The sequence below is a fragment of the Thermosphaera sp. genome, assembly GCF_059755995.1.
In genome coordinates this window covers 1-16,384 of record NZ_DBOUKL010000023.1, presented here as the reverse complement: position 1 = coordinate 16,384, position 16,384 = coordinate 1, and the positions used below count along the sequence as shown (strand labels likewise).

Below are 16,384 nucleotides of genomic sequence, written 5' to 3'. Positions count from 1 at the left end.
AAAGTAAAAGCATTCTCGATGCCATCTCATCAAAGACTTGCAAGGTAAGTAATTGAACTTTTAACTCTGCTAGGTAAATTGCTGGTCTTCATGAGAGCTTTTCTGACACCATCGATTCTATGATATACTTCATAGCTAGCCCGCGTTTCTAGCGGAAAAGAAGGAATCATAAGCCTCTTTTGCTCCTATGGCAAGTTCTTCGAGCAAAGCCTCGTTTTTAACCAATTCTCTTACAATATTTGGATACTCTGAGTAATTATCTGATATAAATATGTGACGTAAATGCTCCAATTTGTTATGCAGTAGTTTAGCGTAACTGTTTGTTAATATAGGTCTTTTATAGTAGAGAGCTTCGAGTAACCTATTGCTTAGAGATCTAAAGAATACTGGAATGATAACCATACTAGCATGCTCATACAATATTTTAAGAATATTATCTGAAGAGATTGAGCCAGTAAAAATTAGATTTTTAGGTATCCGAGAAAGACCGAACCTCTTTATTATTTTGGTAGCCGTACTACCAGCAATTATTACGTTAATTTCTGGACATTTTTTGGCTATTATGTAGAGTATTTTAAATAAATTCGATTCCTGTAACCTAAATGTAGATCCAGATCTCTGCATCATAACAATACTAAAAACGTATTCGTTTTCTTTGATTAGTTCTTTAATCTCGTATTCTTTCCACTCATAATTGTTCTCGTCATACAATGCTGCATACGTTGGATAGACAACGTGAGCTCTCTTAAATAGTAGTTTATTTAAAAAGCTTTTGGTAGAGTCATCCATAGCTATAACGGCTTGAGAGCTCCAAACTTGTGCGAAATTATGCATTGTACTGAGCCAAAAGTTTAACACCTCGGAATAGCTCTTTCCATAGATAATGAAATCAATAAGTTTGTTAGCCCTGATACCCCATATTCGGAGTATTAATGGTATGTTTTGTCTTCTAGCTATATAATATGCTAAATGGAACGGAATTTGAGGAGTGGTTATTACTACATCAAATTTTTCTTCGATAATATTACTCGGAATGAAGTTTTTGGATTTAGTCATACTTTCAACAAACGATGGAGAGACTACTTGAGCGAATTTTATTTTAACTACCTTCCCGTCTATGTAAACATTTCTTTCTCGCAAACAAAAGTTTTTATTTCCTAGATGCAAATAAGTTACATCAAAGCCACGTTCTTTTAACGAGGCGGCACAACCTAATTCATGCCTGATATGATCACCTATGTGAAGAATTCTCATCTTCACGTGTTTTCCCGTTTAATTCTCCTTGAATATCTCAAAAGACTGTTATCGTTAATATACTTTATTTAAAGTATCTATAAACATTGAAATCGTTTTGCTATTATCAAACTTTTGCAAAATATGTGCTCGATTTTTGAAGCCTAATTCGTTGATTTCTTCCAGTGTGAGGGAGTGAAAAGCTATTATTTCATCTACTATAGCATTATAGTCTTTTGGTTTCGTTAGTTTTATTCCTGAACTTGCCCCTGCCACAATTTCTGGTATTCCGCCAATATTTGACGCGATAATCAGTTTGCCATGCAACATAGACTCAATTAACGCGTATGGTAGTGGTTCCGGCCATATAGAGGGAATTATCGTACATGCAATCTTGTTCACGAACTCTTCGAGACTTTTAACCCTAGGCAGTAAATTAACTACTACACCATTTCTGAGTTTTATCGTGTAAGGTTTTTCTGAGATCTTCGTCATGAAAACTGTGATATTGGCATTATTGTTTTGGATGGATTTTAATGCTTTTATTAGAATGTGGAAGCCTTTAGCGAAGCTTTTTCCGCCGAAGTAGCCTATGCCTTTACTCTCTGCTTTGATATATGGTAAGTCTGGAATTGGATTGTAAATAACATAGCTTTTATCTCGTAGGTGTGGTGATTTTGAGACTACCAAATTTCTCTGTGCATGGCTAACAAAGATCAGCGCGTCTGCGAGAGCTCCTAGTCTACTGTAGTGTTTGCCTATAAGTTCGTTTACAAAGGCGGAGCCTACAACAGATCCCGCTTTCCGCCTTCTTTCTATCATTTCATGTATTATGAACGATTTGAGGGAGGAAGGCCCTATTTTCTGTTTTTCAAAGTCGTACATTAGCGATGTTGGACATGTTAATGAGTAGTTGTGTACGTGTAATATTACGGGTTTTCTGTTAATTTTGGCGATTGGTATTACACTGTACCAGCCACCCGGTATGTAGACTACATCGTTCTGCTTTATTAGCTTATTTATGAAACTACTTAGTAAGACCCCGAGATTGGCTAGTGTGTAATACCTGGTTCCGTACAGTACCATTTTCATGGGTATCCTGTATATCTCTACTCCATTGCTCAATAACTCGTGTGAAGATTCGCCCGGAAACTTGGTGGTGACAACCGTTACTTTGAAGCCTTCATTAGCTAGTAGCTTCGAATATAACCATGTAGCCAGCTCGGCCCCACTTCCATGAGGGTAAAACAACTCGGAAAATACAAGTATTCTAGAAGGCATTACTCCGTGACCTACCTTGGTTGTTCAGCTATACTGCAATGTTCAATTATATGTTGTAGCACTAAGTTCTTTACATCTTCGATCTTAGCATTACTTGTATCAATCGTTACCACTTTCAGTTTTACCTGCCTTATGATAATTTGATACGCTAATTTGTAGTATTCAACGAGTTTAGATGTTAAAGGCTCGTCTTTCTTTCTTTGAAGTATAGTCTCTGTATTTGCATTCATGTAGAAAAGAACCGCATGTTTCGGAATCATCAAAGTAAGCAGTCTTGCATACGTGCCCGTGATTAACTCTTGATCGTTTAAGAAATATGAGAGAGTTACTAATGTATCCAATAAGTATCTATCACAAATCACAATGTAACCTAGTAGCTGTGGCAGAAGCACGCGGTAGAATATTGCTGGAAGTAAACTTATCAATTCAAGCATTTTCCAAGGCGTTCTGATTTTTTGTTTAAGCTCATCATTAAAGCCATAATAGCTGAGAGGAAGTCCATCCGGGTTTTTACCGCTTAGTAGTTTTAAAAGCAAATATGCTAGGGTATGATGATGCTTGACACCTGTTCGCCACACTCTACACCCCTTCCTCCTCAAATAAGATGCTACGTGTTCAGCATGTGTAGTCTTACCTGTTCCATCAGGGCCAAAGAAGTATATCATTTTACAGTTTAGCTCACTCATTTGAAGCGCTCCCGGAGGTAATTTAAAAGTATACCTATGCCCTTTGATGAAGGTTGCTTAATTACCTGGCCTAAAACTTTTAAATTTCTATTCCGACTTATTTCCAACCACGTTTTCGACATGTAAGCCCAAGCTATTACGGAGACAGGATACGGATATGGCACTCTAAACTCTCTAGAAATCTCAGACTCGATAATCCTCAAAGGCATCGTAGATATAAATCGTTTGTTAAATTGAAGCTGTAAATCTACGTCGAAATTAAATAGTTTGTGTGTTAAGTTTTGAGCACTGTATAAGTAGATAACCAATGGCAAATAAAAGTTACTCCTCACAGCTATTTTTTCTATTTTTCTTATGTCTCTTTTCATCAAAGCATGGATTGCAAAATAAAGCCCAGGTATGGATAAATTAAAATCTTTAAGCAACGCATAAGCGGCTTCTCTAACAACTTCATAATCCTCGGAAAGCTTAAACGCAATCCACTTATTTTCAAGCTTGAACCTTTCATAGGCCTGCGTGCGCCATAAATCCTCAACCCTGAACACGTCCAGATATCCAATGGCTAAGCGGGTGTGAATGTCTAGGTCTACGTAAGCACCGCCTTTTCCGATCTTCCTTAGAACAACCTCAGGAGTACCTATTTTAAGTATGAAATATCCCTTTTCCCCAAGCTTGGTTATCAGAGGATAAAGGTCTTTTTCATGGCGTAAAAGTATATCGACATCGTCTGGAATGTATCGGAAAGGCTTAAACGTTTTGAAGATCATTATTTCAATACCAAGTTTTTCTGAAATGTCCAACAGTGAACCCATCTCTTCAATCTGCATTCTCCACCTTCTTTCATATTCATCCATTAGAAGATCCGCTTCCTTTGGAAGTCTTATGCCAAGCTTTAAACATCCTTCATAGAAGAGAGGGAAAACCTTGTTTTTCACGGCGAACTCTATCGAAGAACTCAAGAAATCTTTTGTTATACTTACATCAGAGAAGTCTTCGCGCAAAGTAAAGTACGGATTTGCAACTTTAGTCACAAATTCAGAAACACCTATCTCCAAAACATCTTTTTTGCTCAATTTACTCCACCGTAAAAGCAGTAGATGAAATTTCTATCTCCAGCAAATCTTTTACTGCGAATTCGGACATAATCATTGATCGTAGGTTGCAAGTTCAATTATGTTTGCCACGTTTTGCCTCCAAAGAGATTCCCAGCTATCGCAGGTAATAATGTAGGGTTTTCCACCCTGCGATATAGATAGGGCTTCCTCAATAGCCCTCCTATACTCGACTTGGTTTTTAACAATGAATACTTTCCTATTGCGCAAAGCTGAAAAGCCTATCCCTTGCAAGCTCTGGGGGGTAGCTATGATGTTTAGCCCGCTTGCTACATATGCGAGAGTTTTTAGAAATGTTCCTGCCGCATGGCTGAAGACAGGCGAAAGTCCGTAGTCTGCTTCAGCCAAGTATTTCTTTAGCTCTTCGTAGGGTACTCTGCCCAAGATGTTGATGCTAGGGTTTCGTACTTGTTTTTTCATATCATCCCAGGGTCCTGTTATGTAGAGTCTAAATTTATCGGGCGGCATGCCATTAAAGACTTCTATAGTCGTTTTAACAGCTTCCTCATTTGCCTTAGCCCTTCCACCCGCTAAGAGTATAAAGTGGGGTATGCCCGCTCTCCTTTTGGATCTTAGCTTTAGATATTCGTCGAGACTCTCAAAGCAGATAGGATAAGGGTTCGGCACTAAAATGGTCTTCTCGACTTTGAACATATGTCTTGCGTTGAGGAGGTCTATTTCTGAGGGGTATATCACACTCGTTGAACCATCCAACTGTAGCTTGTGCAACGCGAGGTAGAGTCCGTAACGTAAAAGCTCCTTGATATTAGTCCGTGAACGCAGATACAATGTTTGAGCGTAGTTTGCCAAGGGATCGTAAATCACTATTTTGCCCTTTAATCCAAGTAGGTGTGCGAAGAAGGAGAAGAGCGTCATGGAGCCAAAGACCAAATAGACATTTGATCTCCTGAGTAAGTTCATTACCTTTATAACCGCCATGAACTCGTCCACGTAGTGAGTTAGCTTAATTAATGGATTCAGATCTTCCTGGTTTTTCCATTTTAACAACCCGGCTATTGACTTATAGAACCACCTAGGCACATGAACATAGTAGACACCGTCTTTGAGTTTGTATGTGTAGTTGCATCGAGTTTGATCCAATGTGAACACTACTATCCCATCTAAATACTTACTCAATGTGGAACATATAGAATGTATTCTCACATCATCGCCCGATACAAGTTTCCATGGAGCACTATAATAGGTATAAATAAATAATGTACTCCAAGTAGTTTGTGCACTCGACTCTGCCATTTCAGACCGTTAAGCTGGTTTTATTTTCCATACCAAGGTAAGGTTCTTGTAATTTCTATAACTCTCCATAGTCGGATAAGAAGGTTTTAGTTTACTATTCGATTTCAAGCTAGAACCCTTTAACGTTAGCAATGTTTAAAGTTTCGTTAGAGGATGTGATTATCTTCTAATTCTATTTGCTCCACATAATCTCTTTTGTCCACAAGTTTCTTACAGCGGCTATAGTTAGGTAAACCTGTTGCAAAATCCATACCCTACTTGTTTTTAACAGTAGAAGTAGTGAACCTATTCCCAGAAATAGCAGAGTTGTAAGTGATCCGTGAAGCATATTTACTGTGAGAAGGATTACGGAAAAGATTAGAAGCCAAGGATTAACTAGATGCAACCACCATTCAATTTTCCATACGTTTTCGAATGGTTCAGTGTACTTGTAAACTCCAAGTCTCTTAGCATAATGTTTTGTCTTGAGTAAGTTTAACAATAAATGCTGAGCTCTTCTTATTTTCCTACGGAGTTGACTTCCTCTCACAGGTTCTTCGACTAAAACGTCGTCGACTTGAATTGCCCTAAAGCCTATAAATGCTAAATAAGATCCGAAACTACTATCATCACTACCTGGAAATATTGGGAGGCCATACTTACGGATTAGATCGGCTCTTATAGCTAGAAACGGCCCGTTATGAACGGGGGTAGCAAAGACTTTCGACTCTGCAATCCTGATTATGTTGTAATAGTTACGGTAAACATTTTCGAAAGCTCCTTTATCAGAATAGAGGATGCTTGCCGTAACTGCCCCTACGGATGGATCTGTGAAATACTTTACGGCTTTTTTAAGAGCATCGCGCTCCCAAAAAGCATCAGCATCGGTGAACACTATAACACTGCTCTCGGGGGAAACATGCTTTAGAGACTCTAGTACAGCATGGAGCTTGCCCTTCCGCACAGGCTCTACAATCAATTTTAAATCAAGATCTCTGTGCTCAGAAATCCATTGCTTAACAAGATCTACCGTCCCATCATCACTTGCACTATCAACAACAATAACCTCCATAAGACTTCTCGGGTAGCTTTGAAAATAGATGTTATCGAGCTTATCCCGAATGTACTCAGCCTCCCTGTATGTAGGTATTATTATAGTTACCTTAGGCTTATAGTTCTCGTCAACCCGGATATTCCATGGTTTTTTCAGGTACTTTCTCTTCATGTAGAAGTAGTATGCTAATGGTACTCCAAAGTGCATGAGTCCAAGCATTAACGCTACAATGTCTAATAGTATTGTGTTCATTGCTTCTCTAAGCCGAGGGGTTTCTTAGGGTTTTTCACGTTGATTGTTGATGTGATTGCTGATGGTAATACGCGCTCATGTTTCTGTGGTTATCTTGATGTTAAATCTGGTTCTAGCGGCTAGGCGGTTAATAGGGTAGCGGGCTAGGAGGTCAGGCATACTGTAATCTATCCTAGCATTCTCCACATTGACGGGAGGTTTAGGTAGCTTACTCCTAGTGTTATCAGTCTTTTCAAGTTGTTGAGTGCTTGGGTTAAGCCTTGCCTGAGGGCTAGGAGTGCGCCGTAGAATACTGCGCGGCCTTTTAGGGTGGAGAGCTCTATCTCCAGCAGGATCCTCCTTAAAACATCCCGGAGAACGGGGGATTTTACCCTGCGGAGGTGTTTCGCCGCCGCCCAGAGGAGGAGGCGGGACTCCCTTGGGAGCCTGCGCCAAGCACCGTTTCTCAAAGCCTTCCTCATGTAGCGCTCAAGAACGTCTTTGTCAATGCTTGCTGGGACAAGGTGCTTAGCGACCAGGCTCCTCGCCATCTCCAGGGAGTCCCGGGGGTGGCTGTTCTCAAGTAAATCCATCCAGGCAGCGGCTATAAGTGTCAATCCATCTCACTCAGCAGTGCAGTATAAATCAACACCACTATATGGTGGGAGCGAGTTAAAAATTTTCTCAAAACCCGTGGAAGGATTCCCCTATACAGCAGGATGTAATACCAGACCATTCCCTCTAGCGTGTGCACTCGCTCTTTAAACAGGGTGTGGGCTTGTTCCTGAATCACTCTGTTGGAACCTTACTGTGAACTAGTTAGTGAGTGCTTTGTTTGACGGGCCCGCCGGGATTTGAACCCGGGTCCTCCGGCTCCGGAGGCCGGCGCCCTGTCCAGGCTAGGCTACGGGCCCTTTTCAAATAGTTATTTAGATTGGATGCTTTAATAGTGTGTTCTCCGGGATGAATGGTTAGATCATTTTCAGCCCTGAGCCTGTTAAAACGGTTGCCACACTCATACCCTTAAGCCTGTCGAGCAGCTTCAGGAAGGCTGCGTAAACTATTGCCGAGGTGGGCTCTATTGTGAAGCCTCTCTCCCAGAGCTCCGTGTAAGCCTTCTCGATCTCGCTGTTCCCAACCAGTACGACATCCCCCTTGCTCTCCCTCACCGCTGAAACAATCTGCTCAAGCCTCGGCGGGTTGGGCACAGCAACCCCGTCCGCCAGGGTGGAAGCCTCCCCCTGCTCCTCACACCCCTTGAAGGCTTTGTAAACAGGTTGCACGCTGTATCCTTGAACAGCGTAGATCACGGGTGTTTTAGAGACTAGTCCGAGGTTTGCAAGGTTTTTGAAACCCTTATACACGCCTAGGAGGAGGGAGCCCGAGCCGACAGGGATGATCAAGGCATCGGGGACCCCGGCTTCCTCGTAAATCTCGTAAGCAATTGTAGCGAAGCCCTCGAGGAACAAGGGGCTCCTGGTGTGGGAGACGTAGAATGATTCCCCAGCACGCTCCAGCACCCTCCTCGACGCTTCAGCCCTGTCCACCGTTTCAACCACCACTCCGCCAAGCCTTCTCACAAGCTTCTTCTTACCCTCCGGAGCACTCCTCGGCATGTAGATGAAAGGCTTCAGCCCGTAGAGCCTTGAGTAGAGCGATACGGATATCCCCGTGTTCCCGCTCGTATCCTCGACAGCGGTGTCAAACCCCATCCTGTAAGCATAGTAGAGTGAGAGAGCTGACCCCCTGTCCTTGAAGCTCCCGCTAGGGTTCAAATAGTCCAGCTTAAACCATACTTCAACACCGTTCAACACCTCCCTAACCAGCGGGGTCCCGCCCTCACCCCTCCCACGCTCAGGAGTGAAGGGCAGCATGGACGAGTACCGGGCTAGACCCCGCCCCCTAGGCTCGAAAACCAGCGGGTGAGAGATCTCCAGGGGGAACCTGCACACGGGGCATTCGTAGAAGTACCTGCTCCACAAGCCTGCTTTAAACCCGCACCGAGGGCAGTACCACTCAGCCAATCCACGGGCACCCTTAATAATTACTACATGTTAAATATTTGAAGCATTGCTTTTCAACGATTAACCAGGGGTTTTTCAGTGGGAATAGCAATTAGTTTATAACCTTTCGGAAATAGTATATATCTGGGATCAGGTGAGCCTGATTGAAGAAGATCTTGTCAATACTAATCATACTGGCATTACTTACCCCCTACCTAACACTAGTTAAGCCTGTTCAAGCACAGCCTGTGCAACTCGTCTCGATAACTCCTGACAGGGACTACCTCTACCCTGGTGAGGATGTAAACATAACCATTCAAACATCCGTTCCATACGCAAGGGTAACATTCCTGCTGAGGCACACATACAACCCCGAGGTGGTCTACTACGCTAATACAACGATTTTCCCAGACCCGGGAACATACAGTGTTATACTCCATGTCCCATACGAGCTGTTCAACATCGGCGACACAGCATACAATGTGCTATGGATCCAGATAATATTCGGCACGGAGTCTATAAGCGTGTACAGGAGCGTTTACCCGCTCATAATGGTTTCACCATCGGTTACAACAATCCTTGACGAGAACGGGCTGCCGAAGAAGATCCATGTCTCAGGCTTCGGCTTCGAAGAGGGTGCAGGCGTCTACGGCTTCTACCTTGGAGAATACTACTACGAGCTCGAGGAGCCTGTATACGCCAACACCAGCGGCATGTTCGAGTACGAGTTCTACCTGGTCGACATAACCGGCTCCAGCATACCAGGCGGGGAGCACGAGGTGTGGGCTGACAGCGACGCCGAGTTCAACGACTACCAGCAACCGGGGATTCTCACCATTAACCCGATAGCCTTCATAAACCCGACGGAGGGGCGGGGAACAGTTGAAGACCTCATGGAGGTCGAGGTATGGGGTCTCGGCTTCCCCGCGGAGGCCGAGGTTGAAAGCATAAAGCTGTGCAGCGTCTCAAACCCGGCGCTGTGCTACGTGTTCCCGCTCGAAAACTTCTTCACCGACTCCGACGGCTTCCTCTACATCTACGATCTAAGCCAATACAATAGCACACCTCTCGCAGGAGGAGTCTACTACCTCGTCGTGGAGACTGCTGAGGAAACATACGTCTTCCCCAGCGCGCTCTACACCGTGCTCCCCTACATCGAGCTGCTGGGCCCGGACGTGTACCAGCCTAGCACGCTCATATGGTTCAGGGCCGCGGGCTTCCAGCCCGGGACGCTGATATACGTCTACGTTAACGGCGTGCTAATGGTTCAGGAAGCCACTGATGAAAACGGCTACGCGGAGTTCGCCCTGCCGGTGCCGGAGCTGGTTGAGGAGGGCAACGTGCTCATACTCGTGACCGACGGGGTTTACGAAGCCTACTTCTACCTTTCAACACCGTTCGCCATAATACAGCCCAGCAGCATCCCAGGTAAGGACAGCAGCGTCCACGGCTTAACAGTCTACGGCTACGGCTTCATCGAGGGCACAGGGGTCTCCGAGATCTGGCTCTGCGCCACCAACTGCTACGTGTTCCCGGTTGGAGACGTTTACGCTGACAACACAGGGTTCTTCCACATACCAGAGCTTGGAAACTACTTCGCAACAAACATGTCTTATGGAACCTACCAGCTGCTCGTGAAGCTTGACAGCGGAGGCGTGCTGGCAACCTCATCCTATGTTTCAGTCACGGCTTTAATGGAGCTGTTAACCGGCCCGAGCGTTAAGATAGGCGGCACAATATCGATAGCGCTCTACGGCTTCGCATCCGGTGAAACAGTCAACGTCTACCTGGCTAACAGGCTGATATACACGGACAGTGTTGACGTAGACGGTAACGCAACCTTCGTGATCAGGATACCGCTCGATGTTCCGGGAGGAGTCCAGGAGCTCAGGGTTGAGGGTGTGGAGTCTGGAGTAATCCTCAACACCACCCTGGTGATCCAGCCCAGCGCCTTCTGGCTCGTACTGGACTACGAGCACCAGCCCAGGGACGTCCCCAGGGCTTCAGCATCCTACAATGGAACCCAGATAATAGTCTACTACCCGACAGGTGAGGTGGCTTACCTAGGAGACTATATTCAAGTCCTCGGCTACGGCTTCGGCGTTAACGAAACAGTCAACATATATGTTGGAGGAGTCCTCGCCGGCACGGCAAGAGCCGACTACTCGGGCAGAGTGGTGTTCACAGGCCTAGCCCCCTCTGTGCCGGGAGGCAGCTACAGCATAGTGCTCGAGGGCGAGGAGACAGGCACTGTTGAGGCGGTATGGCTTCTCGACGAAACTGTCACGGAGCTCGAGATAGAGGGGAGGATAATAGCTACGGCCCTGGGCAAGGATGAGCTCGTGCTGGAAGGCTCCGGAATCATAAGGATCTACGGCTCAGGCTTGAAACCAGGCACATTGTTCAAAGCAGTCCTCGTCAACGGCACAGACGCCTTAATGTTCTACGCCTTCTACGTCCAGACAGGCTGGTACGTCAACTACAATGGACTGCTCGTAAGCAACTACGGGTACCCATCCCTTACAATACCTTTCTCGCAGCCAGCGCTCTACATGGTTACACTGTACTATGAAGACCCCGGCGGCAACGAGTACTCGGCTGAGCTTCCAGTTCTGGTTATAATACCTTTAGAGATAACTCAGAGGCTTGACGAGATAGAGGCCAGGCTCTCCATGCTGGAGCAGCAGCTAGCAGGAGTCGAGTCCACGATAGAGGAGCTGTCGCAGGAGATAGCCCTCCTCCAGGACATGATCAGCGATCTCACCGGGCAGCTGAACCTGGTCAACGCTACCTTGAGCGGTGAGATAAGCCTCTTGAGGCAGAGAATCATGGAGCTTGAGCAGCTAATCGCAAACCTGACCCTGCAGCTCGAGGAAGTTAACAGTGCTTTAACCAGTCTTCAAGGCATGATCGACGACCTATCCGGGCAGCTAAACCTGGTTAACACTACTTTAAGCGGCGAGTTAAGCCTGCTCAGCCAGAGGGTCCTAGTGCTTGAACAACTCCTTGCAAACCTGAGCCAGCAGCTTGAAATGGTTAACACGTCCTTAACCGACAGTATAGAGGACTTGAGAACCGGGCTTGGAAACGCTTTAACAACTATCCAAGAGTTGTCGTCAAGGATTAATGAGCTGGAGGAGAGCCTCACCGGGCTGAGCAACCTCGTCAACAATATTTCCAGCGATCTCGAAAGCCTAGGAGAGGATGTTGGAGACTTGAACAGCAGGGTTAGCGATCTAGAAGGCCGGGTGAGCACTCTCCACAGCAGTCTCAACCAGCTGTCAAGCAGGCTTGACGATGTTTCATCACAGGCGTCGATGAGCTACTCGATAGGGATAATAGCCTTAGTGATAGGCCTTGTTGGCGCGGCCCTAGGCCTGCTAGCCTACATGAGGCCTAGGAGACCCGTGTAATGAAAAATCTTTTTTACCCAAACTCAAACATTCCTTGCAGTCTTAGCCCTTGCCCAGATTCTCGGCTGGAGAAGGTTGAACACTGTTAGCACTAGTGTGAAGACCACTGGTAGAGCGAAGCCCGTGATGCTTGGATTATTCTTGCCGTTGTAAAAGCTGAGCACGTAGTAGCCTATTGCCGAGGAGCTCAACTGCTTCTCGGAGAAGACAAGTATTTTCAACACGCCCGTAGCGCCTTCTCCACCGCCGGAGACGTAGAAGGCTGTGAAAACCTCGTTATTATTCGAGACCAGCAGTCTCGTAGCATTCCCCGTTCCCTCCTCTTCAACGTAGATGAGGGTTGGGAGCAGGACAGTGTCGTTGCCTGGTGTAAACCATATTCTGACAAGGCTTCCGCCAGGGACATTGGTGACGGTTATGTTATAGGCAAACCTGTAGAAGCCTAGCTGCAGGCTAGTGTTGGATGAGAGCTGGTTGTAAGGGAGGTCCTTGAAGAAGTACTCTTTAACCGGGTACTCGTGAACACTGTAGCCGAGCGTGTAGCCCTCGCTGATGTACGGGGCCAGGGAGAGGAGTGTTGCCGATGCAAGCAGTGCTAGGAAGACCATGTCCAGCGGGAAGCCGCTGTAACGCACCCCTCTAAGCCTCCTAGCCGCTGCTAAGAAAATGTTAACCAGCACTGCGGCGGTGATGAGCACCACGTAAGGGTTGAAGCCTTTCGCAACAATTATCGCGTAGCCCGTGTCAACCCTGTCCACGAACACCTGGGTGAACAACCCGTCAACTATCACAGTGTTGGAGTAGTTGGCGCGCTCAAACCCTAGGTCGTAAACCCCTATGGCAATGCCTGTCTTCCAGTGGCCTGTTATCGATTGAGCACTGTTCAGCGGAAGTATCCACGTGTAGGATGCACCGTAATCTATTGTAAGAATCCATGCTGAAAGAGCGATCACGACCGCTATGGAGGCTAGAACAGCCAGCTTGTCAACGCTAATGGTTATAGTGATACTGCCCATACGCATCAATAAATCATAAGGTGGCCTGGGATATAATAGTTTCACGAAACACACTCTTTGAAGAAGACTCTACTGTGAAAGGGGTCTGGTTGAAATCTGTCAGCACAATCGTGGGAGGCTACCTGGTCCTCGTTATAACTGTTATGATGGTTTCACAGCTCGCATACTCTTACACGCAGAGTATTGAGTCGTGGAGGAGTGTTCAGAAAAGCACTGTGGAGTCTTTAACGAGCATTACAAACCCGCCCCTGCTCAGCCTCAGAGTCCTCAACGGCGAGCTCTACCTCGTGGTTAAAACAGTCCAGCCGGTTCTCATTGAGGCAGTGTTTAAAGAGTACGAGGGCTATAGGTCGTTGGCGAAGGTTTCGGAAACCGTGAGCGGTGAACGTCTCTTCCCGCTGAACTACACTGGTATCCCGTTTAAAACCGGCGTGGTCTTATCCGGGGGAGTACTCCTCTACTACTCACCTTGGAGAGACCCTTGGCTGCAGACCGCGCCCCCTGAGATCGTGGGGAGGACGGTTATAGATGAGGAGCTGGTCAGCTATTTAAACAGCGCATCGAGGACCCAGCTTGTTTTAAACCTGGACTGGGCTGGGTACAAGGTTGGGCTTGGAATAGTCAACTACACTAACACAGGGCCAGATTTCAAAACATTGATTGAGAAGGGGCCTGTTCAATGCTACCAGACCATTCCAACCCCGTACCTCTGCACTGTGAGCATGATTCAGAACTACGGCTGGCTAACCTACGGGGAGTTGCCGAGCAAGCCTTACTACTCCTTCATAACTTACAACGGGGTTTTAACAGATCCAGCGCGCGGCCTTATCTATGAAAACGGCGTCCTCAAGCTGAACCTGTCCTCCCTTTCACCGTACCTTGGGCTTCAAGGCGGCCACACCTACGTGCAGGTGTTCAGGGCTGCGCTGGTCTACGACGACCTCGAGGCTTCTTTCACAGTTAATGCTTCAATAATCAACGCTACCAAGAGCTCCAGGATTTTTGTAACAGCCTATGTTTACGACCCACGCGTCAACATCATGCAACCGGTCCTCATAGATTCTTCAAGCATAGGGTCCACGGGGCCCCACCCATGGATTGGCAGAATGGTGGTCGAAGCTCCCCCGCAGGGTGTTCTACAGGTTCAGGGAGTTTTCAACCTGACAGTAAGCCTTTCAGGGCTTGGATTGAAGGAAGCGCTCGTTGTCTACGGGGTTGAATTAGTCTCGACAGTTGTGGCGAGCACTATGGTTCAGGTGGAGTTAACGGGTCTCCGCGTCCAGGGGTGAGAAGGAATGCTTGGGAACAACCTTCTTCCCCCGTTCATGGGGAATAATCCTCAACCTCCCTCCCTCATGCTCGAAGTACAGCTCCCTCCCCTGGTAGTACCTGTCGAGGAATATGGCGAGCGCAGCTATCTCGGAGTGGGGCTGGTTGCCCACCGCTACATTGTAGTCCGCTACCTCGTAGAAGAATCTTGGAACCTTGGAAGCACCTATCACAATAAGCATGTCGCTACCCCTCCCCCTTATCTCGTCGATAACGCTGTCAACCGGTAAACCATACATTGTCAAGTGAACAATGAAGCCGTGCCTCCTCCACTCCTGCGCGTACTTGAAGGAGTCAACCCCCATTTCAAAGTGGAGGCGCCCTCCCCAGATCTTAACGGTCTTCTCGAACGCCTCCTTAATCTTCTCGTCCACGACATCCCCGAGTATGAAGCCGTTCGCTCCGAAAGCTCTTGCAACCAGCAGGGCGTGGGTTGTAACCCTTTTATCCCTTTGAGGCCTGTGCCCGTATCTTAAAACATAGATTTTCGCAGGGCTCACTTCCTCAACACCTTCCTCAGCGTTGCCTCAACAAGCATTATCAGCTTATCAATGTTGATGTCCTTCTCCGCTGAAATAGGCAGTAAGCTATCCTGGTCATTGTTTAAAACCCTCGTCAAACCCTCCATGATCCCGTTCAACCTTTCACTGCTGACCAGGTCTATCTTGTTTAAAACATGGATTAAAGGCTTACCCTTACACCCTATTTTGCTGAGAATGCTCATGGAGGTTTCAACCTCCCCCATAATCCTCTCCAACGGCTTCGAGGAGTCTAGGACGTTGAGGATTAGGTCGGACTCGGCAACCTCTTCGAGAGTAGCGTAGAATGCTTCAACAACCTCCGGCGGCAGATCCCTTATGAAGCCAACAGTATCTGTCACCACGGCTTCAAGGCTGTTAAACCTCACCTTGTACGACTTCGGGGTGAGGGTTGTGAAGGGCTCGGGGCCCACGGGCTTGCTGAGCCTTGTCAGCCTGTTGAAAAGGGTTGTCTTCCCCGCGCACGTATAGCCTATGATTGCTACGTGAGGGTATCCCAGCCTCTCCCTCCTCTCCCTTCTCAGCGACCTCGTCCTCCTAACCCGTTCAATCTCCCTTCTAACCTTGTTCTCCCTCCTCTTCAGCATGAAGTAGTATTTTTCAAACCCGTACTCTCCAGCCCCGAGGAAACCGTGCATCTCCCCTATCTTAGCATACCTTATAGCCTCCTTGATCAGCGGGAGGTTGTGCCTCAGCTGTGCCAGCTCTATCTGGAGCTTAGCCTCGAGGCTTCCAGCATGGTTTGCAAAGATCTCGAGGATGAGCATTGACCGGTCTACAACATCCTTCCTCAGCTCCCTGACAAGGTTTATTATCTGCGTCGGCTTCAGCGAGTCCATTACAACAAGCTTGTCAAACCTCTTCTTCCTCAACTCGTCGAGCACTGGCGCTGAGACGAATGTTTTCCTGCTCGGCTTCTTAACAACGAAAACATCCTCGATCACAGGGTAAACAGTTCTCACGAGGCTGAGCTCTTCATCAAGGTATTCAACATACTTCTTCGGAACCGCTACCTCAACAATCAACCCTTAGGAACCACCCTTATCCTCCTTGTTAAGCTTGACGAGGTCTCCAATGGTTATGTAGTCCTCGCCCCTGCCTGACGCCGGCGCAGACTCGTCTACAATAGGCTCCAGGAGCTTTATCCCGAGAACCTTCTCAAGCCTCCTAGCCAGGTCTATCCCGGGCTTCAGCCTCCCAGCCTCAATCCTCTTGATAATGTTCTCGCTCTCCTTAACCTTCTGAGCCAGTACC

The 16,384-nt window shown here is 46.8% G+C and carries 14 protein-coding genes and 1 tRNA gene; 2 read left to right on the top strand and 13 right to left on the bottom strand.

The genetic code is table 11. From position 1 onward, the window contains the following. Positions 1–135: 135 nt before the first annotated feature. The 9 genes from AC3OH0_RS02385 to AC3OH0_RS02345 form a co-directional block, all read right to left on the bottom strand. A complete protein-coding gene (locus tag AC3OH0_RS02385; RefSeq protein WP_498344660.1) occupies positions 136–1,254 on the bottom strand; it encodes a glycosyltransferase in 1,119 nt (372 codons plus the stop codon). A 54-nt stretch (positions 1,255–1,308) separates the two neighbouring features. Next, entirely contained in the window at positions 1,309–2,514 is a 1,206-nt protein-coding gene (locus tag AC3OH0_RS02380; RefSeq protein ID WP_498344628.1) for a glycosyltransferase family 4 protein, read from the bottom strand. 11 nt (positions 2,515–2,525) lie between these two features. Then, positions 2,526–3,200: a nucleoside/nucleotide kinase family protein gene (locus AC3OH0_RS02375; RefSeq protein WP_498344627.1), complete on the bottom strand. Its 675-nt coding sequence runs from the start codon at positions 3,198–3,200 to the stop codon at positions 2,526–2,528. Continuing rightward, positions 3,197–4,273: a hypothetical protein gene (locus AC3OH0_RS02370; protein WP_498344626.1), complete on the bottom strand. Its 1,077-nt coding sequence runs from the start codon at positions 4,271–4,273 to the stop codon at positions 3,197–3,199. Before AC3OH0_RS02370 ends, AC3OH0_RS02375 begins: the two co-directional genes overlap by 4 nt. A gap of 72 nt (positions 4,274–4,345) precedes the next feature. Beyond that, positions 4,346–5,413, bottom strand: a complete 1,068-nt coding sequence (locus AC3OH0_RS02365) for a glycosyltransferase (RefSeq protein WP_498344625.1) — start codon at positions 5,411–5,413, stop codon at positions 4,346–4,348. A gap of 325 nt (positions 5,414–5,738) precedes the next feature. Next, on the bottom strand, positions 5,739–6,851 hold the full coding sequence (locus AC3OH0_RS02360) for a glycosyltransferase (protein WP_498344624.1): 1,113 nt from the start codon (positions 6,849–6,851) through the stop codon (positions 5,739–5,741). Between the two features lie 167 nt (positions 6,852–7,018). Next, a complete protein-coding gene (locus AC3OH0_RS02355; RefSeq protein ID WP_498344623.1) occupies positions 7,019–7,447 on the bottom strand; it encodes a hypothetical protein in 429 nt (142 codons plus the stop codon). A 222-nt stretch (positions 7,448–7,669) separates the two neighbouring features. Then, positions 7,670–7,744, bottom strand: a tRNA-Arg gene (locus AC3OH0_RS02350). 57 nt (positions 7,745–7,801) lie between these two features. Further along, entirely contained in the window at positions 7,802–8,854 is a 1,053-nt protein-coding gene (locus AC3OH0_RS02345; RefSeq protein WP_193436364.1) for a pyridoxal-phosphate dependent enzyme, read from the bottom strand. Between the two features lie 143 nt (positions 8,855–8,997). On the opposite strand from AC3OH0_RS02345, the gene AC3OH0_RS02340 reads away from it, so the two are divergent. Next, positions 8,998–12,246 carry a hypothetical protein gene (locus tag AC3OH0_RS02340; protein ID WP_498344622.1) on the top strand — a complete coding sequence of 1,083 codons (3,249 nt, stop codon included), beginning with the start codon at positions 8,998–9,000 and terminating at the stop codon, positions 12,244–12,246. 23 nt (positions 12,247–12,269) lie between these two features. On the opposite strand, the gene AC3OH0_RS02335 is transcribed toward AC3OH0_RS02340, so the two are convergent. Further along, positions 12,270–13,262 (bottom strand): hypothetical protein, encoded by a 993-nt coding sequence (locus tag AC3OH0_RS02335; RefSeq protein WP_498344621.1) that lies wholly within the window; start codon positions 13,260–13,262, stop codon positions 12,270–12,272. An 89-nt stretch (positions 13,263–13,351) separates the two neighbouring features. Between AC3OH0_RS02335 and AC3OH0_RS02330 the strand changes: the two genes are divergently transcribed. Next, on the top strand, positions 13,352–14,551 hold the full coding sequence (locus tag AC3OH0_RS02330) for a hypothetical protein (RefSeq protein WP_498344620.1): 1,200 nt from the start codon (positions 13,352–13,354) through the stop codon (positions 14,549–14,551). Here AC3OH0_RS02330 and AC3OH0_RS02325 read toward each other — a convergent pair. The 3 genes from AC3OH0_RS02325 to AC3OH0_RS02315 all read right to left on the bottom strand — a co-directional run. Then, the gene (locus AC3OH0_RS02325; protein ID WP_193436360.1) at positions 14,525–15,091 is read right to left on the bottom strand and encodes a tRNA (cytidine(56)-2'-O)-methyltransferase; all 567 of its coding nucleotides are present in this window, start codon (positions 15,089–15,091) and stop codon (positions 14,525–14,527) included. The genes AC3OH0_RS02330 and AC3OH0_RS02325 overlap by 27 nt on opposite strands. Further along, positions 15,088–16,155: a GTPase HflX gene (gene hflX / locus AC3OH0_RS02320; RefSeq protein ID WP_498344619.1), complete on the bottom strand. Its 1,068-nt coding sequence runs from the start codon at positions 16,153–16,155 to the stop codon at positions 15,088–15,090. Before hflX ends, AC3OH0_RS02325 begins: the two co-directional genes overlap by 4 nt. Before the next feature lie 3 nt (positions 16,156–16,158). Continuing rightward, positions 16,159–16,384, bottom strand: a 226-nt coding sequence (locus AC3OH0_RS02315; protein WP_498344618.1) for a helix-turn-helix domain-containing protein, incomplete at its 5' end; no start/stop codon positions are given.

Excerpts from the sequence above, each read along its gene's own strand:
- AC3OH0_RS02385 (WP_498344660.1), bottom strand. The coding sequence starts at position 1,254 with ATGAGAATTCTTCACATAGGTGATCATATCAGGCATGAATTAGGTTGT.
- AC3OH0_RS02375 (WP_498344627.1), bottom strand. The coding sequence starts at position 3,200 with ATGAGTGAGCTAAACTGTAAAATGATATACTTCTTTGGCCCTGATGGA.
- AC3OH0_RS02360 (WP_498344624.1), bottom strand. The coding sequence starts at position 6,851 with ATGAACACAATACTATTAGACATTGTAGCGTTAATGCTTGGACTCATG.
- AC3OH0_RS02335 (WP_498344621.1), bottom strand. The coding sequence starts at position 13,262 with ATGGGCAGTATCACTATAACCATTAGCGTTGACAAGCTGGCTGTTCTA.
- AC3OH0_RS02380 (WP_498344628.1), bottom strand. The coding sequence starts at position 2,514 with ATGCCTTCTAGAATACTTGTATTTTCCGAGTTGTTTTACCCTCATGGA.